General features: G+C 59.9%; 17 protein-coding genes. 10 read left to right on the top strand and 7 right to left on the bottom strand.

Annotated elements, in window-relative coordinates; genetic code table 11:
- Window positions 1–2: 2 nt before the first annotated feature.
- Complete coding sequence (locus tag VM554_04880) at window positions 3–1046, bottom strand: L-threonylcarbamoyladenylate synthase (protein ID HVJ07694.1); 1044 nt, start codon at window positions 1044–1046, stop codon at window positions 3–5.
- Between the two features lie 132 nt (window positions 1047–1178).
- Between VM554_04880 and VM554_04885 the strand changes: the two genes are divergently transcribed.
- Window positions 1179–1775 (top strand): class IV adenylate cyclase, encoded by a 597-nt coding sequence (locus tag VM554_04885; GenBank protein HVJ07695.1) that lies wholly within the window; start codon window positions 1179–1181, stop codon window positions 1773–1775.
- A gap of 65 nt (window positions 1776–1840) precedes the next feature.
- Here VM554_04885 and secA read toward each other — a convergent pair whose 3' ends face one another.
- The 3 genes from secA to xerD all read right to left on the bottom strand — a co-directional run bounded on the left by secA (window position 1841) and on the right by xerD (window position 6885).
- On the bottom strand, window positions 1841–4801 hold the full coding sequence (gene secA / locus VM554_04890; protein HVJ07696.1) for a preprotein translocase subunit SecA: 2961 nt from the start codon (window positions 4799–4801) through the stop codon (window positions 1841–1843).
- Window positions 4802–5008: 207 nt separating this feature from the next.
- Entirely contained in the window at window positions 5009–5932 is a 924-nt protein-coding gene (locus VM554_04895; GenBank protein HVJ07697.1) for a tyrosine recombinase XerC, read from the bottom strand.
- Window positions 5929–6885 carry a site-specific tyrosine recombinase XerD gene (gene xerD / locus VM554_04900; GenBank protein HVJ07698.1) on the bottom strand — a complete coding sequence of 319 codons (957 nt, stop codon included), beginning with the start codon at window positions 6883–6885 and terminating at the stop codon, window positions 5929–5931. Before xerD ends, VM554_04895 begins: the two co-directional genes overlap by 4 nt.
- Window positions 6886–7032: 147 nt before the next feature.
- On the opposite strand from xerD, the gene VM554_04905 reads away from it, so the two are divergent.
- Genes VM554_04905 through VM554_04915 form a run of 3 tightly spaced genes read left to right on the top strand, consistent with a single transcriptional unit; the run spans window position 7033 to window position 10455 of the window.
- Window positions 7033–8133 (top strand): polysaccharide biosynthesis protein, encoded by a 1101-nt coding sequence (locus tag VM554_04905; protein ID HVJ07699.1) that lies wholly within the window; start codon window positions 7033–7035, stop codon window positions 8131–8133.
- 7 nt (window positions 8134–8140) lie between these two features.
- Window positions 8141–9298, top strand: a complete 1158-nt coding sequence (neuC, locus tag VM554_04910) for a UDP-N-acetylglucosamine 2-epimerase (GenBank protein ID HVJ07700.1) — start codon at window positions 8141–8143, stop codon at window positions 9296–9298.
- The gene (locus VM554_04915) at window positions 9295–10455 is read left to right on the top strand and encodes a DegT/DnrJ/EryC1/StrS family aminotransferase (GenBank protein ID HVJ07701.1); all 1161 of its coding nucleotides are present in this window, start codon (window positions 9295–9297) and stop codon (window positions 10453–10455) included. Before neuC ends, VM554_04915 begins: the two co-directional genes overlap by 4 nt.
- Here VM554_04915 and VM554_04920 read toward each other — a convergent pair.
- The gene (locus VM554_04920) at window positions 10452–11297 is read right to left on the bottom strand and encodes a hypothetical protein (GenBank protein HVJ07702.1); all 846 of its coding nucleotides are present in this window, start codon (window positions 11295–11297) and stop codon (window positions 10452–10454) included. The two genes, VM554_04915 and VM554_04920, sit on opposite strands and share 4 nt — an antisense overlap.
- A 95-nt stretch (window positions 11298–11392) precedes the next feature.
- On the opposite strand from VM554_04920, the gene cyaY reads away from it, so the two are divergent.
- The 4 genes from cyaY (at window position 11393) to VM554_04940 (ending at window position 15615) form a co-directional block, all read left to right on the top strand.
- Window positions 11393–11728 (top strand): iron donor protein CyaY, encoded by a 336-nt coding sequence (gene cyaY, locus VM554_04925; GenBank protein ID HVJ07703.1) that lies wholly within the window; start codon window positions 11393–11395, stop codon window positions 11726–11728.
- A 6-nt stretch (window positions 11729–11734) separates the two neighbouring features.
- A complete protein-coding gene (locus tag VM554_04930; protein HVJ07704.1) occupies window positions 11735–12529 on the top strand; it encodes a glycosyltransferase family 2 protein in 795 nt (264 codons plus the stop codon).
- A 95-nt stretch (window positions 12530–12624) separates the two neighbouring features.
- Window positions 12625–14442 (top strand): methylmalonyl-CoA mutase family protein, encoded by a 1818-nt coding sequence (locus tag VM554_04935; protein HVJ07705.1) that lies wholly within the window; start codon window positions 12625–12627, stop codon window positions 14440–14442.
- A 60-nt stretch (window positions 14443–14502) separates the two neighbouring features.
- Window positions 14503–15615, top strand: coding sequence for a LacI family DNA-binding transcriptional regulator (locus tag VM554_04940; protein HVJ07706.1), 1113 nt, complete (start codon window positions 14503–14505; stop codon window positions 15613–15615).
- 68 nt (window positions 15616–15683) lie between these two features.
- Here VM554_04940 and VM554_04945 read toward each other — a convergent pair whose 3' ends face one another.
- Window positions 15684–17006 (bottom strand): homoserine dehydrogenase, encoded by a 1323-nt coding sequence (locus VM554_04945; GenBank protein ID HVJ07707.1) that lies wholly within the window; start codon window positions 17004–17006, stop codon window positions 15684–15686.
- Window positions 17007–17088: 82 nt separating this feature from the next.
- On the bottom strand, window positions 17089–17844 hold the full coding sequence (locus VM554_04950; protein ID HVJ07708.1) for an NAD-dependent deacylase: 756 nt from the start codon (window positions 17842–17844) through the stop codon (window positions 17089–17091).
- A 191-nt stretch (window positions 17845–18035) separates the two neighbouring features.
- On the opposite strand from VM554_04950, the gene VM554_04955 reads away from it, so the two are divergent.
- Complete coding sequence (locus VM554_04955) at window positions 18036–19499, top strand: carbohydrate porin (GenBank protein ID HVJ07709.1); 1464 nt, start codon at window positions 18036–18038, stop codon at window positions 19497–19499.
- A gap of 171 nt (window positions 19500–19670) precedes the next feature.
- A complete protein-coding gene (locus VM554_04960; protein ID HVJ07710.1) occupies window positions 19671–20765 on the top strand; it encodes a substrate-binding domain-containing protein in 1095 nt (364 codons plus the stop codon).
- Window positions 20766–20801 lie beyond the last annotated feature (36 nt).

Consider the following 20801-nt stretch of genomic DNA (forward strand, 5'->3'; position numbering starts at 1 on the left):
GCCTATTTAGCGGCCTTTTGCAATCGGTCGCGGATGGCAACCCCGATGCCTGTCGCCTCCGGCAACGGGCACAGAATCACCGTCACCCCTGCTTCATCCAACTGGCGAAGTCCGGCGAACAAGCGGCGAGCCAACTCCTCTTCGTTCGTCCACTGCCCCCAGCGGTAGACCGCCATCTTCCCCGCATCGACGGAAAAGCCTTCCGGCAGCATAAGACCGATGCGCTCCCCTCTCCAATCGGCGTCGGCTACGGCTGCCGCGAAGTCCTGCCTCTGCTGCTGTCCGGTGCCGCCGACCAGCACCAGCCGGGCATGTGGCGCGTAGTGTCGCAACCCCACCCCGGGAGAGGGCAGAGATTCGGGTTCGCCAGCAGCCGCTACGGGTTCAAAGAGCGTTGTTCCCGGGCATAGCTCGCGGATCTGCTCCAGCGTAACCACTCCTGGCCGATAGATGACCGGGGGATCCTCGCATACATCGATCACCGTGGACTCCAGGCCATGAATCGCCTCCCCCGAGTCCAGCACAGCGTCGATGCGGCCCTCCAGGTCGTCCAGAACATGCTGCGCCGTAGTGGGACTGGTATGTCCAAAGGAGTTTGCGCTCGGCGCGGCGATGGGTACACCGGCGAGGCGGATCAACTCCAGCGCAACGGGATGAGAAGGCATGCGCACGCCAACCCGCTCCCGCCCAGCCGTCACCAGCGCGGGAATCTCCCCGGCGCGCGGCACCAGCAGCGTGAGCGGCCCGGGCCAGAAGGAGCGCCGCAGACGATCGGCCGCATCCGGGAGGCTACCCGCCACACGTCGCAGCATAGCCTCATCGCAGACATGGACAATCAGTGGATCCCACCGGGGGCGCTGCTTGGCGACAAAGATCGCGGTGACTGCCGAGGCGTCCAATGCGTTGCCGCCCAACCCGTAGACTGTCTCCGTGGGAAACGCGACAGTTCCACCACCACGCAGGATGGAGGCAGCCTTCTGCAAGGATGATTGTGACAATTCCGAATGCAGGTCGCTGGCATCGACCGCCAATCGCAGAGTTTTCATCTATTCTGGCTTTCGCGCGTTCAAAGTCGTTCTATCTATTATGCCCCGGCGCTCTATCATGCCCCCGCGCCGCTGTTCCGGATTGGCCCGGTGACATTCCCCTGCCGCTCTTCCTGACATATACTCGCCCCTATGCAATCGATTGAAACAGAGGTCAAGTTCCGGGTCGCAGACAGCGAGGCCCTTGAAGCAAAGCTGGCGGCGCTGGAATTCCACAAGGTGACGGCACGCACCTTTGAGCGCAACGTGCTCTATGACACGCCCGATCGCAAATTGCGGTCCAATGGCGAAATCCTCAGAATCCGCGAGTATGGACCCAAGTGGGTCGTGACCAATAAACGCTTGCCGCCAAACAACTCTCCCGAAGCTCGCCACAAGCAGCGCATCGAAATCGAAACCGAGGTGGAGGATGGCGAAGCTATTGCCGCAATCCTGGAGCACCTGGGCCTGCAGGCAGCCTTCACCTACGAAAAATGGCGGGCAGAGTGGGCCGATGACAGGGGACACTGCGTGCTCGACGAGACGCCCATCGGCGTCTTTGCCGAGTTGGAAGGCCCAGCCGACTGGATCGACGCCACAGCAACAAAATTGGGGATCGACCTGAGCCAACTGCTGACGCTGAGCTACGGACGCCTCTTCGACGTGTGGAAGGAGCAGACTGGCAGCAAGGCCAACGACCTGACCTTCGCTGCGATACAAGGTAAAGACGTGCACAAAGACGCGCGCTAGCCAAAAACAGAGGGCCTGTCAGCGATTGCTGGCAGGCCCTCTGCAGTCTTAGGGTACCAGGGAGATTAAGCGTCCACTCCATGGCACTTTTTATATTTCTTGCCGGAGCCGCAGGGGCAGGGATCATTCCGCCCAACCTTTTCTCCGGAGCGGCGTTGGGCTACTTCCCCCGTCGTTCCCCCACCTGCCTGCCGAGCCGCCTCCAGTTCGCGTTTCTTCTTGCGCTCAAACTCCTGTTCAAGCTGGTCGATCGTCGTCGAGTGTTGCCGTACCGGCACTGGAATTTCCTGCACCGGTTCCGGCGGCGCGGCGCCATGACCGTTCAACGTGAGCTGCTGCTCGTCCAGCGTGCGCGGTTGCGGCACCTCAGTCACCGGCTGACCGTCTGAACCCACGATCTGCATCAGGAAGAGATAGCGGACCGTGTCCTCCTGAAAGCGCGTCATCATGGCTTCAAACATATCGAAGGACTCCCGCTTGTAGGCAACCAGCGGATCCTGCTGCCCGTAGCCCCGCAGCCCGATGCCCTCCTTCAGGTGATCCATGGCCAGCAGGTGGTCTTTCCACAGGCCGTCGAGAACGCTCAACATCACCATGCGCTCGTGGAAGCGCATCCCCTCCTCGCCAAGGATTCGCTCCTTGCTCTCGTACTTTGCCTTGAGTCTGTCGAAGAGCGCATCCCCAAGCTCGTGGCGGCTTAGCTCCGCTGCCTTTACGCCTTCGGCTACCGGGTCCAGTCCGAACTGCTCGATGAGCTTTGTCTTCAGCGCATTCAGATCCCATTGATCCGGGTGCACATTTTCCGGCGCATTGGCGTCGAGAATCGCACTGAGTGTTCCGGCGGTGTAGTCCTCGAGGATGAGTTCCTTCTGTTCGATGTTCTCCAGCAGCTGTTTCCTCAGCCCATAGACGGCTTCGCGCTGCTTGTTCATCACATCGTCGTACTCGAGCACGTGTTTGCGCGACTCAAAGTTCTGCGCTTCCACGGCCTTTTGCGCCGCTTCGATGCGCCGCGAGATCAGGCCCGACTCGATCGGTACGCCTTCCTCCATCCCGAGCCGCTGCAGCAAGGTGGAGACCCATTCCTTGGCGAAGATGCGCATCAGGTCATCTTCGAGCGAGAGATAGAAGCGGGAGGCTCCGGGATCGCCCTGACGGCCTGCGCGGCCACGCAACTGGTTGTCGATCCGTCGCGACTCGTGCCGTTCCGTGCCCAGGATGAAAAGCCCGCCTGCTGCAACCACGGCATTGTGATCTTCTGCGGCGGCAGCAGCGTGTTGCGCCAGGGTGTTGTCCCAGTTTTCCTGTGAGGTCTCGAACTCCTGCCCCTGATAGTAGAAGCGTGTCATTCCCGGTCCGGCGCTGGGAGAGATTGCGCCCTCACCGGCGCTGACAGCGCGTGCCTGACCCTTTTTCACCAGCTGCTGCCTCGCCATGAACTCCGGATTGCCGCCCAGCAGAATATCCGTTCCGCGGCCTGCCATGTTGGTGGCAATGGTGACCATGCCGAGGCGTCCGGCCTGGGCCACAATCTCTGCCTCGCGCTCGTGGTACTTGGCGTTCAACACGACATGCTTGACGCCCTTGCGCTGCAGAATTCCGGAGAGTATCTCCGATTTCTCGATGGAGGTTGTGCCCACCAGAACCGGCTGCTTCTTCTCATGCAGCTCCGCGATCTGATCCGCGACGGCATGATACTTTTCCTTCTCCGTGCGGTACACAACGTCGGGGTTCTCCACCCGCTGCATGATCTTGTTGGTGGGGATCACAACGATCTCGAGCTTGTAAATCTTGTCGAACTCCGCGGCTTCCGTCTCTGCCGTGCCCGTCATGCCGGAGAGCTTCGAATAGAGGCGGAAGTAGTTCTGGAAGGTGATGGTCGCGAGCGTCTGATCTTCGCGACGAATGTTCACGCCCTCCTTCGCCTCGATAGCCTGGTGCAACCCATCGGACCAGCGGCGTCCAGGCATCAGGCGTCCGGTAAACTCGTCCACGATGATGACTTCACCATCTTTGACGACGTAGTTCACATCAACCTTGTAGAGCGCGTGCGCTTTAATGGCGGTCTCTACGTGGTGCTTCAGCTCCCAGTTCTCCACCTCGGCAATGTTGCCGATCCCGAGCAGCTTCTCGATCTTTTCCCAACCCTCATCGGTCACGCTGATCGTGCGATGCTTCTCATCCATGACATAATCGCCGGTCAGGATCTTCTCTTCGCCACGCGTAATCTCTTCGCCTGCCTCAAGCGATGGAATGATGCGATTGACGCGGACGTACTTGTCTGTTGTCTGATCCGTCGGCCCGCTGATGATCAGCGGCGTACGCGCCTCGTCAATCAGGATGGAATCCACTTCGTCGACGATGCAGTAGTAGTGCCCGCGCTGCACGCAGTCCTTCAGCTCGAACTTCATGTTGTCGCGCAGGTAGTCGAAGCCGAATTCGTTGTTTGTGCCGTAGGTAATGTCGGCGGCATATGCCTCACGCCGCTGGGCATCGTCCAGATCGTGCACGATAACGCCAACCGTAAGGCCAAGAAACTCATAGATCTTGCCCATCCATTCGGCGTCGCGCTTGGCCAGATAGTCGTTCACGGTAACCACGTGAACTCCATGGCCTGCCAGCGCGTTCAGGTAGCACGGTAGAGTTGCCACCAGCGTTTTGCCTTCGCCCGTCTTCATCTCGGCGATGTTGCCCTGGTGCAGCACAATGCCGCCAATGATCTGCACATCGAAGTGGCGCATTTTGAGCACGCGCCGGCCCGCCTCGCGCACAACCGCGAAGGCCTCCGGCAGAATCTCATCGAGCACCTGCTTCTCCGCTTCCTTGCGTTCGGTCGCGTCCTCAATGCCCTCGAGCCGCGCTTTGATCCTCGTGCGGAACTCCTCCGTCTTGGCGCGAAGCTGCGCGTCGGTGAGAGGTTCCACGGAGGGCTCCAGCGCGTTGACCTCGTTCACCACGGGGAGAAGCCGCTTGACGGCGCGCTCGTTGCTGGTTCCGAAAACTTTTGTCAGTACACTGCCGATCAATGGATGAGTCCTTTGCGATGGCGTCTCTTGCTACTTGCGCCCAGGTCCAAGGTCGGGCGCACGCTCTGCTGACGCTATACCTAATCTAGTTTAGTGCACCGGGCCATTTGCTGCTGCCTCCGGACAGCAGTTGGCTACCGCGCCCGGCTCAAACCTGCAGAAACTCCCCTATTTTCAGCATTCCCCGTGAGTTAGCCCAAGTCCCCCCTACTTGGCTCGGGGGTGGGTGCGGTCATAAACCGCGGTGATCTGGTTGGTGGTGAGCTGCGTGTAGCGCTGCGTGGTGGAAAGCCGCGCGTGGCCCATCAATTCCTGAATGGCCCGCAGATCCGCCCCCTCCTCCAGCATGTGGGTGCCAAAGGCGTGGCGCAGGGTATGGGGATGGACCTCGGCAGGCAACCCCTGGGCGATCGCCAACCGCTTGACAATGCGCTGCACGCTCCTCGTGGTCAAGCGTCCGCTGCCGCGCAGGTCAATTCCCAGCAGCAGCGCATCCGTCGTCTTTTTGGCCGCATCAAGCCTCGCCTCCCGCAACGGTAGATAGGCGCGCACGGCCTCCGCGGCCACATCGCCCAACGGCACGTAGCGCTCCTTTCGCCCCTTGCCCCGAACCAGGATCGCGTCATTAGCCCAGTGGACATCGCTGAGATTGATGCCTACAAGTTCTGCATTTCGGATGCCGCAGCCGTATAGAAGCTCGAAGATCACGCGGTCGCGCTCGGGCCAGGCGGCCGCCTCGGCTCCGATGTGGTCGGCAGCGCGGTTCATCTGCTCAATGTTCGGCACACGGGGCAGATGCCGCGGCAACTTCGGCGTGGCAACCAGCGCGGCGGGATTCTGCTCCACCAATCCTCGCTTTGCTAGCCAGCGAAACCATGCGCGAACCGCCGCCAGCGCCCGCGCCACCGAAGCCTTCGACAAACCACGGTCGTAGAGCGTGCCCAGATAGGCGCGAATTTGCGGATGCTCGACGTTGCGCATCTCTCGCGCACCATGCTCCTGCAGATAATCCGCGAAGGAATGGAGCTCCCGTCCGTATGCGCGCAGCGTGTGTGCGGATACGTTACGCTCGTACGCCAACGCGGAGAGAAACTCGCCCACCAGCGAGGATGCTTTGGAATCCGTGGTCATTGCGTTGTCCCATCAGAGGGAGGGAGTCGCCGCGCCCGGGGGTGGTGCTCACGATGAACCGCCTTCAGGCGACTGAGCGCCACGTGCGTGTACACCTGCGTGGTGGCGATGTCGGCGTGGCCCAGCAAGGTCTGCACCGTGCGAAGGTCGGCTCCGTGCTCCACCATGTGCGTGGCGCAGCTATGACGCAGCATGTGCGGACTGGCATGCGAATCGGCAGCCTTCACCATGTGCCAGATCCATTGCCGCGTCAGCCCCTGCCCGCGTACGGAGAGAAAAAGACGCGTAGCATCCGGCTTGCGGCTGCCACGCACCAATTCCGGGCGCCCCTGTTCGAGATACACCTTCAGCGCCCGGACGGCTGCGACTCCTATGGGCACCACGCGCTCCTTGTCTCCTTTGCCCCGCACCAGAACCCGTCCCTCTTCCAGCGACACATCCTCCACCCGCAGATCGGTCAGCTCCGAAACGCGGAGGCCGGCGGCATACAGGAGTTCGAGAATCGCGTCGTCGCGCAGCGCCACGCCGTCCCTTTGTGGATGGGCCGCGGCCAGCGCAGCATGGTCCAGCATGGTGCTGATCTCCGACTCGGCAAGCGATTTTGGCAGCACCTTCCAGGTGGAGGGCGACTCCAGGTTCACCGTCGGATCGTGGCTGATTCGCTTATCGAGCAACATCCATCGATAGAAGCCACGCAGGCAGGAGAGCTTACGCGCCGCGGAACGCGATTCCACGCCGTGCTTTTTCAGGTGTTCGAGGAACCCCATGACATCGCCCTGCCGGGCCGCTGCCAGCGTCGCGTTCGAGGACTCGAGAAACTCGCAAAACATCGTCAAATCCCGCTCATAGGCCTCGCAGGTGAGCGGCCGCAGTCCTTTGTCCACGCGCAGAAAGTTAAGGTACTCGCGAAGGAGCACGGGATTGCGCGCGTCCGGATTGCTTCCGCTGGCCACAACGTCATTATCTCTGCGGCGTGGTTGCCGTGCGGCAGGACCACGCTGATGGAACCAAGTTACTCAATGCAGGCGCGCTCTCTGCCCCGCCGCCGGCGATCGCTGCACGTGGAGGTGCCGCAACTCCTATAATCAGAAACATTCCAGATGATGGACAGAACGCAACACGGCCCCCACTTCGAGCAACTCCTCGGCAGCAGCCGCAGCGCGATGGACTGGGAACGGATCCGCGAAGAGACCGAAGGCAAAACGATCCTCATTACCGGGGCAGGCGGCTCTATCGGCTCAGAGCTGTGCGAGGCGATACTGCAACTTCGGCCTCGGCGCCTGCTGCTGCTGGAGCTCTCCGAGCATGCGCTATACCGCGTCACCATGCGCCTTTCGCAACTGGCGGAGTCACAACGACGGCCGCCCGAGTTCGTTCCCATCCTTGGCAGCATCGGCGATTCGCGGCTGCTCTACCATCACTTCGCGCATTTTCGGCCAGACGTCCTCTATCACGCGGCGGCTTTCAAGCACGTCCCTTTAATGGAGCAGAATCGCTTTGCAGCGGTCGCGAACAATGCCGTGGGCACGCATGCGCTGGCGGCTGCTGCGGCGCGCTGCGGCGTGGAAAAACTAATCCTTATCTCCACCGATAAGGCGGTCAATCCAATCTCGGTGATGGGCGCGTCGAAGCGCGTGGCAGAGCTTGTCCTGCTCAACAGGAATACGCCCCGCACCCACATGATCTCCATTCGTCTTGGAAACGTGCTGGGCTCGCAGGGCAGCGTTGCGCCGCTCTTTGAAAAACAGATCGAGCGCGGAGGCCCAATTACCGTAACCCATCCCGAGGTGCGCCGCTACTTCGTCACGCTGCCGCAGGCAGTGAACAGGATTCTCGAAGCAGCTGTTCTCGATCGAGCCGGAAAGATCCTTGTACCGGAGATGGGCGAGCCGATACGGATTCTCGACCTGGCGCAAACAATGATCGAACGCGCAGGCAAGACGGGCATCCGCATTCTCTATACCGGTCTGCGTCCCGGCGATAAGATGGTCGAGGAACTGATGACTGCCGAGGAACATTCGACCGCTCTCAAAGAGGGAGAATTCAGCGTCCTCAGCGGACCGGCTCTCTCGCAGGAACTGCTGGCTGACACCATCCACGAACTGCAACGCGCCACGGAAGACTACGACGAAGACCGGCTGATAGCGGCTCTTCGCCAATTGGTTCCCGAATATAACTCCACCGTGGAAGCACTTCGATAACTTCCCTATGAAACGAACGATTGCGGTAGTAACGACTTCGCGTGCCGACTATAGCCATCTGTACTGGCCGATGCACGACCTGCGCGCGCACCCGGATGTTGACCTCAAGGTCATCGCGCTGGGGTCGCACCTCTCTCCCGAGTTTGGTATGACTATCCGCGAGATCGAGAGGGATGGCTTCCCCATCGCAGGACGCATTGAGTGCCTGCTTAGCTCGGATACCGATGTAGGCATGGCGAAGACGATTGGCCTGGCGACACTGAGCCTGGCCGACCTGCTGGGTACGATGCGGCCCGACCTGCTTCTTCTTATTGCGGATCGCTACGAGATGCTTGCTCCCGCCGCCGTTGCTCTTGCACTACGAATTCCTGTCGCGCACATCGAGGGTGGAGAGATCAGTGAAGGCGCTATCGATGATGCGGTGCGCAACGCCCTCACCAAGATGAGCCATATCCACTTCACATCCACCTATGGAGCGCGTGCCCGCGTTCTTTCCATGGGAGAGGAAGAGTGGCGCGTGCAGCGTGCAGGAGCGCCTTCGCTCGACCACCTCACACGCCAGAAGCTCTATTCGCGCCAGGCGCTGGAGCAGCGGCTGGAGGTGAATCTGGCGCAGCCGACGCTGCTCGTCGCCTATCATCCGGTAACGATCCTGCGCGATACCACGGTAGAAGCGGATGCGCTGTTCGAAGCACTGGCGTCGATCGAGGGGCAGATTCTGTTCTGCTATCCCAATGCGGACGCTGGCAGCCGCCTTCTCATTGAGCGCACTCATGACTTCCTTCGCCATCGTGGACAGGGAAAGGTCTTCACCAACATGGATGCCCTTACCTACTGGAGCCTGTTACGCCACGTGGATGCGCTGGTGGGCAACTCGAGCAGCGGCATCATGGAGACTGCCTCCTTTGCTCTTCCTACGGTCAATGTGGGGATGAGGCAACAGGGACGCGAGCGTGCGCGCAACGTGATCGATGCCGCACCGGACGCTGGCTCCATTCGAGAGGCAATCCTCCAGGCACGCAGCCTGGCCTTTCGTAACTCTCTCGATGGCATGACGAATCCGTATGGCGAAGGAACAGCCTCGCGCAGGATTGTCGAGGTGCTCACTACTGTGCCACTAGGCCCCACCTTGCTGGTGAAGCATGCGCCGGAACGAGCGCTATGAGGGAGATTCCTCTTTCTGCGCCGGACATCACCGAAGCGGAGATCGATGCGGTGGTGAAAGTGCTTCGCAGCCCGCGCCTGAGCCTGGGTCCTGTGCTGGCCGAGTTTGAGCGCAGCACCGCGGAGTATGTCGATGCGGCCTATGCGGTAGCGGTAAACTCCGGCACCAGCGCATTGCACCTGGCCATGCTTGCGCTTGGGATTGCCCCGGAAGATGAAGTCATCGTTCCGTCGTTCAGCTTTGTCGCGGTGGCCAACGTAGTTCGCTATGTCGGCGCCAAGCCGGTCTTTGCCGACATCGATCCCATAACCCTCAATCTCGATCCTGCAAAGGTGGAAGCGGCGATCACCCCTCGAACCCGGGCGATTCTTGTGGTGCATACCTTCGGCGTGCCCGCCGAGATGACGGCCATCCTCGATATTGCCCGACGCCATCACCTCCGCGTCATCGAAGATGCATGCGAGGCCCTGGGTGCGGAGTACGGCGGCAAGAAGGTCGGTCCACTGGGCGATGCCGGCGTCTTTGCCTTCTATCCCAACAAGCAGATCACGACGGGCGAAGGCGGAATGCTGGTGACGAACAACGGCGAGATTGCGACAGCGGCACGGGCGTTGCGCAACCAGGGGCGGCGCGACTCCGACGACTGGTTCCAACATAGCGAGGTCGGCTACAACTACCGCATCTCCGAGATGAACTGTGCGCTCGGAGTGGAACAGATGAAGCGGATCGAGACGATCCTTGCGCGGCGCGAGCAGGTTGCGTCGCAGTATCGGCAGCGCCTTGCGGCAGACTCCCGGTTGATTCTGCCTGCTGCTGCACCAGCAAACCAACGGGCAAACCGAGCGGCAAACCAAAGGATCAGTTGGTTCGTCTATGTACTGCGCCTCAGTCCGCAGTTTACCCACGCGGACCGCGATGGAGTCATGAAAGATCTGGCCGCGGATGGCATTGCGTCCGGGCGCTACTTCGCTCCGATCCACCTCCAGCCGGCCTACCGATCCTTTCGCAATTGCAGCGCCAGCCTCGCGGTCACAGAGTCGGAGTCAGCCCGCTGCATCGCGCTTCCCTTCTACAACCGGATTACTGAAGATGACGTGGAGCGCGTATGCGACAGCCTGTTGCGCTCCCTGGATCGACGGCCCCAGCTCTCCCGCTAGCTTGCTGCCTCCGCGTGATCCAGCATCGCCCGTGCCTGCTCCAGGTCAGTCTCCTCGGGAATCGGCTTGAAGTCTGAACGGATCTCGGTCTGACTCTTGCTGACGGTCTTGAAGAAAATGACGCGGCCCGTCACATGGACATCGATCAAGGCGCTCTTCCAGTGGGTCTCGCTCACCTGCTGCCGTTTCAACTCAAAGGTTCCGCCCTTCTCCACGTGGCCAAGCAACCCGTAGCCAAAATCGACGCGATCGAGAATTGAGCCCTTTAGATGCACCAATCGCTTCTGTTGCGTGTCGATCCAGAGCGTTCCGCCAAGAGCGTGGAAGATGCGTGCCTCATACGTTGGAGGATTAAAGGCGGGGTTTGGCCGGAACTTCAACCGCTCGAGACCGCCGTCCATACCGTCGAACTCGAAGAGAAAGGCATCAGGCATTAACTTCATCAGGCGCTCGAGCCGATCTTCGTCCTCCTGATAGTGCTGCTTGACGCGTGCCCGCTCGACGCGATCCTTCAGAAGGCGTGTGAGCCGCTCTTCCTCCAGCCGCTGCTCGTCGGCAGTGAGGGGCTTGCCATTTCTCTTCAGAATGCGGCTGATAGGGCCATCCTTGGTATCTATCTGGACCGCCGAGAAGCTCTCTGCCGCTACTTGTTTTTCGACGTGGTACTGCCAAAATGTCTCTCTCTGGCGATCCTGCAGTTCGTTGTAGACCACGTCTTTTATCAGGTCGTGTGGGGATTGGACAAGGACCGCATCCGAGGCAAAAGCCGTCAGGGTTGCAACGAGCAACACGCAAACAGCGAGACAGGAAAACAAGAGCCGCGATTTCATCCCTATTAGCATCTCATCTCTTTAAGATGCACATCATGTACAACGCGAGAATCCATAATCTAACCTGTTGAAACCAGCCGCATAAACCCGCTTGCTAGAATATGCAGATGATCGAAGAGCTGGAATTCCGGCGCCACGCCGATAAGGCCATTGAATCCCTGACGAAGAGCCTCTTCGCCGCCGAAGAACAGGTTGGCTTTGAAGTCGATGAGCAAAACGGCGTCCTGAACATCGTCTTCGAGGATCCTGCCGGAAAGTTCGTAATCACGCCCAACGCACCCGTCCAGCAGATTTGGATCTCGGCCCTTTCGACCAGCTTCAAGCTGGATTGGAATGGAGCCAGCGGTACATTCATCCTGCCCAAGACGGGCGAGGCGCTGAAACCACTGATTGCCCGGTTGATCAGCGAACACATGGGAATCGAACCCGTTTCCTTGCCCTGATACGCGATGCGCAAGACAATCTCGGTCGCGATCATCACGAAAAACGAAGAGGCCAATCTCGCACGAACCCTCGAAAGCGTGCGATGGGCAGATGAGCGGATCGTCGTCGACTCCGGCTCGACCGACCACACGGTGGAGATTGCCCGCGACCACGGTGCAAAGGTTTTTCTGGAAGAGTGGAAGGGATTTGCCGGACAGAAAAATTCGGCAATCGCAAAGTGTACCGGCGAGTTGGTGCTTTCGCTGGATGCGGACGAAGAAGTAAGCGCGGAGCTGGCGACTGAGATTCAAGCGATGCTCTCGGGCGATGCACCCGGCCGGGCGTACTCTGTTCCACGCCGCAATCACTTCCTTGGCCGCTGGATCCGGTATGGCGGCTATTTCCCGGACCGCAAGCTGCGCCTCTTTCCACGCGGTGCCTGCGTCTTTGAAGAGCGCACCGTGCATGAATCCATGCAATTGGCCGGCAATATCGCGCTCGACGCCTCCTCGCTGCAGGGGAGCCTCTACCACCATAGCTATCCCACGCTCGAGGACTACATCGAGCACATGAACCGCTACAGCAGTTTGGGCGCCGAGATGGCCAGCTCTGCGGGAAAAGCCAGCCGGAGCCTGCCCGCCTTTGTGAACCATGTGCTGCTGAACCCGGCGGCCACGTTCGCCTACAACTACCTCTTTCGCCTGGGCTTTCTGGATGGCCGCGAGGGCCTCCTGTTGCACCTCTATCACTCCGCCTACATCAGTTGGAAGTACGCCAAGGCCTGGCAAATCTCCCGAAAGTCCGGTAGTGACTCAGCTTGAACCGAAAATCCTGGGCGCTTGCCGTATCTGTGTGTTGCGGCCTATGCTGAGGTGGATTTTCGGCAGGCGGTCTGCTCCTTTCGCGAATTGGCCAAATGCAGACGAGGAATACCATGGCGCATGGCACATCGGATCGGTCGCGCGGCAAACAGGCTGCCGAGAATGTATCCGTTGCGCCTGACCACTCCCCCGGCGTGAAAGAGTGGACTGCGAACACGCTGGATCCTGCTCTCGCGCGGTCTCCAGAGCGGCCCATTGGGGCGGCAACCGGCATCAACGTGGACGCGCAGGGCCATGCGCGATTCACCACCATCTCCGGGCAGCCGGTGCAACGCCTCTACACGGAAGCAGACCTGCCGGCAGATTGGTCCAGTGCGCAATCCAAATATCTGGGGCTGCCGGGAGAACCGCCGTATACCCGAGGCATTCATCCTGCGGGCTATCGGGGCAAGCTGTGGACGATGCGACAGTTTTCCGGCTTCGCATCTCCGGAAGAGACCAATCTCCGTTACAAATATCTGCTGGAGAATGGGGGCAGCGGGCTCTCCGTGGCCTTCGACCTGCCAACGCTGATGGGCCGCGACTCCGACGATCCGCAGAGCGAGGGCGAGGTAGGTAAATGCGGAGTCGCCATCGATTCGCTGGAAGACATGGAGATCCTCTTCGACGGCATCGATCTTGAAAAGATCACGGTTTCGATGACCATCAACTCGCCCGCCAGCGTCCTATGGGCGATGTACCTGGTGGTTGCGGAGAAGCAGGGTGCGGACTGGGACAACATCTCCGGGACACTGCAGAACGATATTTTGAAGGAGTACATCGCGCAGAAGGAGTACATCTTTCCGCCGGCGCCATCGATGCGGCTGGTGGTGGATACGCTGGAGTTTGGCGCGCGCTTCACGCCGCGATTCAATCCCATCTCGATCTCCGGATACCACATTCGCGAGGCCGGCTCGACGGCGCTGCAGGAGCTTGCCTTTACGCTGTATGACGGCGTGGAGTACGTGGAATGGGCGCTGCGCCGCGGCCTCCTGGTTGACGATTTTGCGCCCCGGCTCAGCTTCTTCTTCAATTCGCACAACGACTTCTTCGAGGAAATAGCCAAGTTCCGGGCGGCCCGCAAGCTCTGGCACAGGTTGATGACGGAGCGCTTCCATGCGAAGAATCCGCGCTCCTGGTGGATGCGCTTCCATACCCAGACGGCCGGAGTCTCGCTGACGGCGCAGCAGCCCAAGAACAATATCGCGAGGGTTGCTCTGCAAGCACTGGCAGCGGTGCTCGGCGGCACGCAGTCACTGCACACGGATGCCTTTGACGAAGCGCTCGCCCTGCCCACAGAAAACGCGGCGCGCATCGCGCTGCGTACGCAGCAGATTCTTGCCTACGAATCCGGTGTGGCGGCCACCGCTGATCCGCTGGGGGGCTCGTATTTTCTGGAGAGGCTGACGCTGGATATGGAGAAGGGGGCGCTCGACCTCTTCGACAGGCTGGACGAGATGGGCGGCATGGTGAAGGCTATCGAACAGGGGTTCCCGCAGAAGGAAATTGCCGAGGCCAGCTACCAGTACCAGCGCGCGGTTGAGGCAGGAGAAAAGATCATCGTCGGAGTGAACGATTACCTGGTGGACGAGCCGCCGCAGCCGATCCTGTATATCGGCGAGGAGGTGCGCGAGGCGCAGACCGCGAAGCTGAAGAATCTGCGAATGAAGCGCTCCAATGAATCCGTGGAGCGCACCCTGGATGCGCTTTGCCGCACGCTGGAGGAGCAGCCACAATCCGCACGAGAAACAATCTCCGCGGCCAACACCATGCCTGCCATACTTGAATGCGTGCGCGCCTACGCTACTGTAGGCGAAATATGTAGCGCGATGCGCAAAGTTTTAGGGACTTATGAAGAGGTCTCGATCGCCTAAGGTTTTCAAGCGGGCAACGGAACAGTAAGATACCCTATCCATTGACCGGAAAGATCGTCCATGGCTAAGAAAAGCGATTCTCTTAAAACAAAGCGTTCCCCCAGGAAAACATCCGCGAAACAGAAGCCCGCAGCAGAGAAGAAGACTGGGCACGTCAACCTGCGCACATTGGCGGCCTACCTTGATCTGTCGCAAACAACTGTATCCCTGGTCCTGAACGACTCGCCCGCGGCAAAGTCCATTCCCCAGGAGACGCAGCAGCGGGTGATGGATGCGGCGCGGGAGCTGAAGTATCGGCCCAACTATTTTGCCCGGTCCCTGCGCAAGAGCCGCAGCATGTCGGTGGGCGTTATCGCCCCGGATCTGAGCGAAGGCTACTTTACCCTGGTGATGAGCGGGGTGGAGCAATATCTGATCCGCTCCCACTATTTCTACTTCACGGCCAGCCACTACTGGCATCCAGATCTGATCGCGGAGTATCCACGGATGCTGCTGGAGCGGGCGGTGGATGGCTTTCTTCTACTCAACACGCCGGTGGAATTCGAGCAATCGTCCGTGCCCGTGGTTGCCATCTCCGCGCACCGCAAGGTAGCTGGCGTTACCAATATCGTGCTGGATCACAACCGTGCGGCTGCCCTTGCGCTACGGTATCTTTACGAACTGGGCCATCGCAGGATTGCGTTCATGCGCGGACCGGAGTGCATTGTTGACTCGGACTTTCGCTGGAGCGGCATCATTGCGGTTAGCCGCGAGCTTGGGCTCCCAGTGCTGCCCGAGTTGACCACACGCCTCTCGATGAGCAGTTTTTCGCCAGAGCTTGGCTATCTGCCAATGAAGGAGATGCTGAGCCGCAACCTCGACTTCACCGCCGTGTTTTGCTTCAACGATATTGCGGCGATTGGCGCAATACGCGCCATTCAGGATGCGGGACTGCGAGTGCCGGAGGATATCTCAGTGATTGGCTTCGACGATATCGTGAGCGCGGCATATTACCGTCCCAGCCTGACGACCGTACGCCAGCCCCTGCGCGAGATGGGAACCACCGGCGCCGAACTGCTGCTGGAACGCATCGCCCATCCTGAGAAGCCCTATCCGAGCGAGATCGTCATGCAGCCAGAGCTGATTGTGCGCGAATCCACTGGGCCAGCCGCGGAGAACGCCAGGCGCAGCTAGCAGGTTGCGTTCAAGAGAAAAGGCTGCAGGAGTAGTCCTGCAGCCTGGAATGCGCGCGCGAGGAAATTTCAGCTCTCGAGAATCTGCAGGTCCAGAGGAACTTCTCGCAGGCAATCCATCTTCGCAATGCGGGCAAAAGCCTTCTTGAGGGCGGAGCTACCGCATGGCTCCACCGTAACGACAAATGGAAGATTGTGCTTGGGATGGCCCGGCTTCTGCAGAATTGCGTCGATGTTCACTTCGAACTCGGCGAGGCTCGCTGCAATCTCCGAGATGATGCCGGGACGGTCATCCACCACAAAGCGGATGTAATGCGGCACCACGAATTCTCCTCCCACTGTAGCCTTACGGCTGGGCAGGTCCACCAGGCTCGATCCGTGAACAATCGACAGCAGATCCGATACAACGGCCACAGCGGTCGGGTGCCCGCCAGCGCCATGGCCGGAGAAGACGACATCCCCACCAAACTGTCCGCTGGCAATCACCATGTTCTCGGTTCCGCGCGACCATGCCAGAGGCGAACTGCGCGGCACCAGCATGGGACCAACCGTAGCCACTACACCCTCCTCGTGCAACTGCCCGCGGGAGATCTGGCGAATGGTGCAGCCCAGGTCTCGGGCATAAGTGAAATCAATCGCGGAGACATCGGTAATCGAGCGGCATGGCACCTCTTCCGGGTGCACATCGGCCCGCATCGCAAGCCGCATCAGGATCACCAGCTTGGCCCGTGCATCGTAGCCAGCAACATCCTCGGTGGGATTGGCCTCCGCATACCCCAGCGCCTGCGCCTCGGAGAGTACGGGGTGGAACTCCGCCCCTTCCTCCATCTTGCTGAGGATGAAGTTGCAGGTGCCGTTCAAGATGCCCTGCAATTGCGTAAGACGATCGCCCGCGAGTCCATACTGCAGGCCGGGAATGACCGGAATACCTCCTGCAACTGCCGCGCCATAGAGCAGATGACAGCCGCGTGCGCTGGCCAGCTTCTCCAATGCTACGCCATGGTGCGCGATGAGCTGCTTATTCGCCGTGACTACGGATTTGCCTGCCGTCAGCGCCTTGCGCACCCACTCCCCTGCAGGATCGAGGCCACCAGCCAGCTCGACGACCACATCCGCACCGGAGGCCAGCACATCCTGGAAATCCTCGGTCCACTGCACCGAATGCGGCACCCACGGCACGCGTTTCCGCGCTACGCCGCGGTTGAAGATGTGCGTTAGCTCCAGGCCCTTGGGCTTCAATTCGCATAGAATCTTCGCCACGGAAGCGCCAACTGTGCCAAAGCCGAGAATCGCGATTTTGAGGCTGCCGGAGCTGCGCGTGTGGCCGGTTGGCAGGTGCGTGATCTTCTTCTCTGCGGGCGGATTCTTTTCTATGGGCGGATTCTTCGTCATGCCGGCTAAGGGTCTCCTGGGAACAGTCTGCTAGTGTGATGATACCTGCCGAGAGCTAAATCGCAGAATCTCACTGTGATGTTTACAGAACCCGGAAGAGCCCAGGCATCTTCTCCCCTGCCTTGCCCAGCAGGATTTGCGTGAATGCCTTTGCATTCATTGGCTCCTCCGGGCCGACATAATACGTGCGGACCGGGTCTCCGGAGCGCATGTTCGCCCAATGGACAAAGCTCGCCGCGGGATATACCGCACCGGACGTACCGACGACCAGCAAAATGGAGCAGCGGTCAATCTCCTGCTGAATGCGCGCCATCTCCAGCGGAATCTCTCCAAACCAGACGATGTGAGGCCGCAGCCGGGCACCGCACGCGCACCGGGGAATCTCGCCTAGCGATTCGTAACAATTATGGTCTGCAATAACTGGGGCACCACACTCCGCCTCGCATCGCGACTGGAAGAGCTCACCGTGCATGTGCACCATATTCTGCGAACCGGCGCGTTCATGCAGGTCGTCCACATTCTGAGTACAGAGAAAGAGGCGGTCGCCGATCTTCTCTTCCAATTCGGCCAGGGCATGGTGTGCAGCATTGGGCTGACTTGCCTGCGCTTCCTTCCGGCGCTCCGAATAGAACTGCCAGACCAGTTCGGGATTGGCCTCCCAGCCTTCCGGAGTGGCCACCGTCTCCACTCGATACCCGGCCCACAACCCGTTGCCATCGCGGAAGGTCTTCAATCCGCTCTCTGCGCTGATCCCGGCTCCCGTCAGGACAAAGACGCGGTCTGTGGGACGGACCTCGATCGCGTCTGGCGCAACTCCTCTTGCCAATTGCTGATTCATATCTTCTTGTAAGTCTACGCCGGCCGGATGCTCTGTAAGTCCGTTCCTCTGGCCGCGCGGGCTGCGAGGCTCGCAAACGAATTTTTAATCGCAAATGAATTTATGCTTCTTAACTTTTCTATTTCTTAACGCAGATCAGTCATACTGGAGGGTTGCGTCCTGACTGAAAGAATCCCTCTCCGGAGATATGTTTGACTCGATTTCTGCTGCTCGCGCTGTTTCTCTGCCTCGTGCCTGTCGCCGCGCGTCCGCAAACCGACGCCCCGCCGACGCATGGGAGCAACGCGTACGTCACAGACTCCCTGGCACCGGCGAGCGACCCCGGCAGAGAGTCCGTGCCGAAAGGAAAACCGAAGGCTGCCGAGCAGGATGACCACGAAGAAACGGCGATGTTTCCTCACCTGATTGCCGACCGGATATGGATCTCGGGACAGGCGAACTTTATTCTTCAGGCGCATGGCCCTTTCCACTCTCCCTACCAGGGAACGAACAGCCTTATCGGGCAAGGCGAGACGGCCGGCTCGCGAGTGCTATCGCTCTATACCGGCGTTCGCCTGCCGCACTCCACTGAGGTGATCTTCGATCTGGAAGAGACGGGCGGTGGTGGACTAAGCCAGGCTTTAGGGCTGGCCGGATTCACCAATCTGGACGTGGTCCGAAATCCGGCGCTGGGGCAAGGGATTTATATGTCGCGGGTGATGGTGCATCAGACCATCCACCTCAGCAGCGAGCGCACCGAGGTGGAGCCTACACCCCTTTCCCTCGCACGCTCCGTACCCTCCCGCCGCCTGGAATTTCGCGCGGGCAAGATGGGCATGGTGGACTTCTTCGACACGAACGCGGTGGGCAGCGACAGCCACCTGCAGTTCACCAACTGGGCAATCGACAATAACGGCGCCTACGATTACGCGGCGGATACGCGCGGATATACCTACGCCGCGATTCTGGAGTACCAGAGCCGCAGGTTTGGCGTGCGATTCGGCGAGGCTCTGATGCCCAAGGTTGCCAACGGCATTGACCTGGAGTGGAACCTGACCGTCGCGCGTGGAGAAAATCTGGAGATTGAATTTCGTCCGGAATGGCGCAAGGGATGGGCAACCACGATTCGGCCCATTGCCTACCTGAACCATGCGAACATGGGCAGCTACGTCGAGGCAATCAACGCATGGAAAGCAGGCGCGACCCCGCTGCCGGACGTCACCCGCTCGCGCCACCAGGGAACCCTGAAACAGGGCTTTGGCCTGAACATCGAACAGGAACTGCCCGCGCACCTGCGCGCCTTTCTCCGTACCGGCTGGAACGAGGGTCGCCACGAGTCTTTTGCTTATACCGAGATCAATAACACGATCGCGATTGGCATGGACCTCACTGGAGATAGCTGGAATAGGAAGTACGACAGGATAGGTTCGGCGATCGTCAGCAACGGACTGAGCAAGGACCACCGCGAATACCTGGCGGATGGAGGACTTGGCTTTCTACTCGGCGACGGACGCCTCAATTACGGCCGCGAATTCATCAGCGAAAGCTATTACAACGTACATGTCTGGCGAGGCCTGTATGCGGCAGCACAGCTCTCCATTATTGCGAACCCGGGCTACAATCGCGACCGCGGCCCCGCAGTGATTCCCGGACTGCGCGGCCATATCGACTTCTAGACGCGATCCAATCCAATCCAGTACATACAAAACCAGTCTCCGGTACGGGAGATGTTTTTCTATTGAATTTCCGCTCGCGGCAAGTCTATGCTGAGACGTGATTTGCGAGATCGCGCTTGTTGATCCCGCACAGATTCACTGCGCGGATCGCGCATGCAAGGCGGAAGAATCTTGGTAAAGAAAGCACCCAAGCGGCTGTATCTTGTACCCATCCTATCCAAAGCGCTCGACATCCTCGAGCTTATGCAAGGGGAGAAGGAGCCGATTTCGCTTGAGGCTATCTATCAGCAAACCCGGATCTCCAAGACAACCGTCTACCGCATTCTGAAGACCTTTGTGCATCGTGGATATCTTGCGCAGACGCAGAATGGGCTCTATCGTCTGGTCTCCCGCCCCAAGAAGATTCTGTTCGGCTTTGCTGCGCAGTCCTCCGAAATGCCGTTCTCCGAGGCGGTGCGAGCGAGCCTGCAGTCTGCTGCCTCTGCCGCAGGTGTAGATCTGCTGGTGCTGGACAACCGCTACGATACGGAGACGGCTCTGCGCAATGCGGATGAACTCGTGGGCCAGCATGTGGATCTGGCGATCGAGTTCCAGACCGATCAACAAGTGGCGCCGATCCTCGCCGACAAGATTTCAGGCGCCGGCATTCCGCTCATTGCGGTTGAAATGCCGCATCCCCACTCTACTTACTTTGGTGTGGATAACTACCGCGTCGGTTTTGAGGCAGGAGAAATTCTGGCGCAGCATGCCATCACGCAATGGAAATCTCAGGTGGATTGGGTGATCGGTCTCGAACTCGAGGAAGCTGGCCCACTGGTTCAGAGCCGCATCACAGGCGCGTTTGAGGCAGTTCGCAAGCAGCTTCCGGAGATCCCCGTGGAGTGCTTTGTCCGCCTGGATGCACGTGGGCTCCGCGAAAAGAGCTACAAGATTGTGCTGGATTTTCTGCGCCGGCACCCGAAGGACCGGCACATCCTGGTAGCCTCGACCAACGATACGGTTGCCCTCGGCGCCTTGCAGGCAGCCAGAGAGCTGAAGCGCGAGAAGGACCTTGCCATCGTGGGTCAGGACTGCATCCCCGAGGCTCTGAGCGAAATTGCAGCGCCGCGAAGCTGCTTCATTGGCTCCATCTCCCACGAAGTCGAAAAGTATGGGCCAGAATTGATTTCGCTCGGACTTGCGATCCTGCGAGGGCAGACGGTCGCGCCGTATAACTACGCCTATCACCGCAGCGTCACGCGGGAATCCTTGCAACAGGAAGGCTGAGCATGCAGTCGGGTCTTTGGGAATCGGCTGAGATTT

The sequence above is a fragment of the Acidisarcina sp. genome (assembly GCA_035539175.1).
Lineage (GTDB): Bacteria > Acidobacteriota > Terriglobia > Terriglobales > Acidobacteriaceae > JANXZS01.

Bases quoted from the DNA above. Each gene is read 5' to 3' on its own strand.
- VM554_04880 (HVJ07694.1), bottom strand. From the start codon at position 1,046: ATGAAAACTCTGCGATTGGCGGTCGATGCCAGCGACCTGCATTCGGAA.
- VM554_04885 (HVJ07695.1), top strand. From the start codon at position 1,179: ATGCAATCGATTGAAACAGAGGTCAAGTTCCGGGTCGCAGACAGCGAG.
- VM554_04895 (HVJ07697.1), bottom strand. From the start codon at position 5,932: ATGACCACGGATTCCAAAGCATCCTCGCTGGTGGGCGAGTTTCTCTCC.
- VM554_04905 (HVJ07699.1), top strand. From the start codon at position 7,033: ATGATGGACAGAACGCAACACGGCCCCCACTTCGAGCAACTCCTCGGC.
- neuC (HVJ07700.1), top strand. From the start codon at position 8,141: ATGAAACGAACGATTGCGGTAGTAACGACTTCGCGTGCCGACTATAGC.
- VM554_04915 (HVJ07701.1), top strand. From the start codon at position 9,295: ATGAGGGAGATTCCTCTTTCTGCGCCGGACATCACCGAAGCGGAGATC.
- VM554_04920 (HVJ07702.1), bottom strand. From the start codon at position 11,297: ATGCTAATAGGGATGAAATCGCGGCTCTTGTTTTCCTGTCTCGCTGTT.
- cyaY (HVJ07703.1), top strand. From the start codon at position 11,393: ATGATCGAAGAGCTGGAATTCCGGCGCCACGCCGATAAGGCCATTGAA.
- VM554_04930 (HVJ07704.1), top strand. From the start codon at position 11,735: ATGCGCAAGACAATCTCGGTCGCGATCATCACGAAAAACGAAGAGGCC.
- VM554_04935 (HVJ07705.1), top strand. From the start codon at position 12,625: ATGCAGACGAGGAATACCATGGCGCATGGCACATCGGATCGGTCGCGC.
- VM554_04940 (HVJ07706.1), top strand. From the start codon at position 14,503: ATGGCTAAGAAAAGCGATTCTCTTAAAACAAAGCGTTCCCCCAGGAAA.
- VM554_04945 (HVJ07707.1), bottom strand. From the start codon at position 17,006: ATGACGAAGAATCCGCCCATAGAAAAGAATCCGCCCGCAGAGAAGAAG.
- VM554_04950 (HVJ07708.1), bottom strand. From the start codon at position 17,844: ATGAATCAGCAATTGGCAAGAGGAGTTGCGCCAGACGCGATCGAGGTC.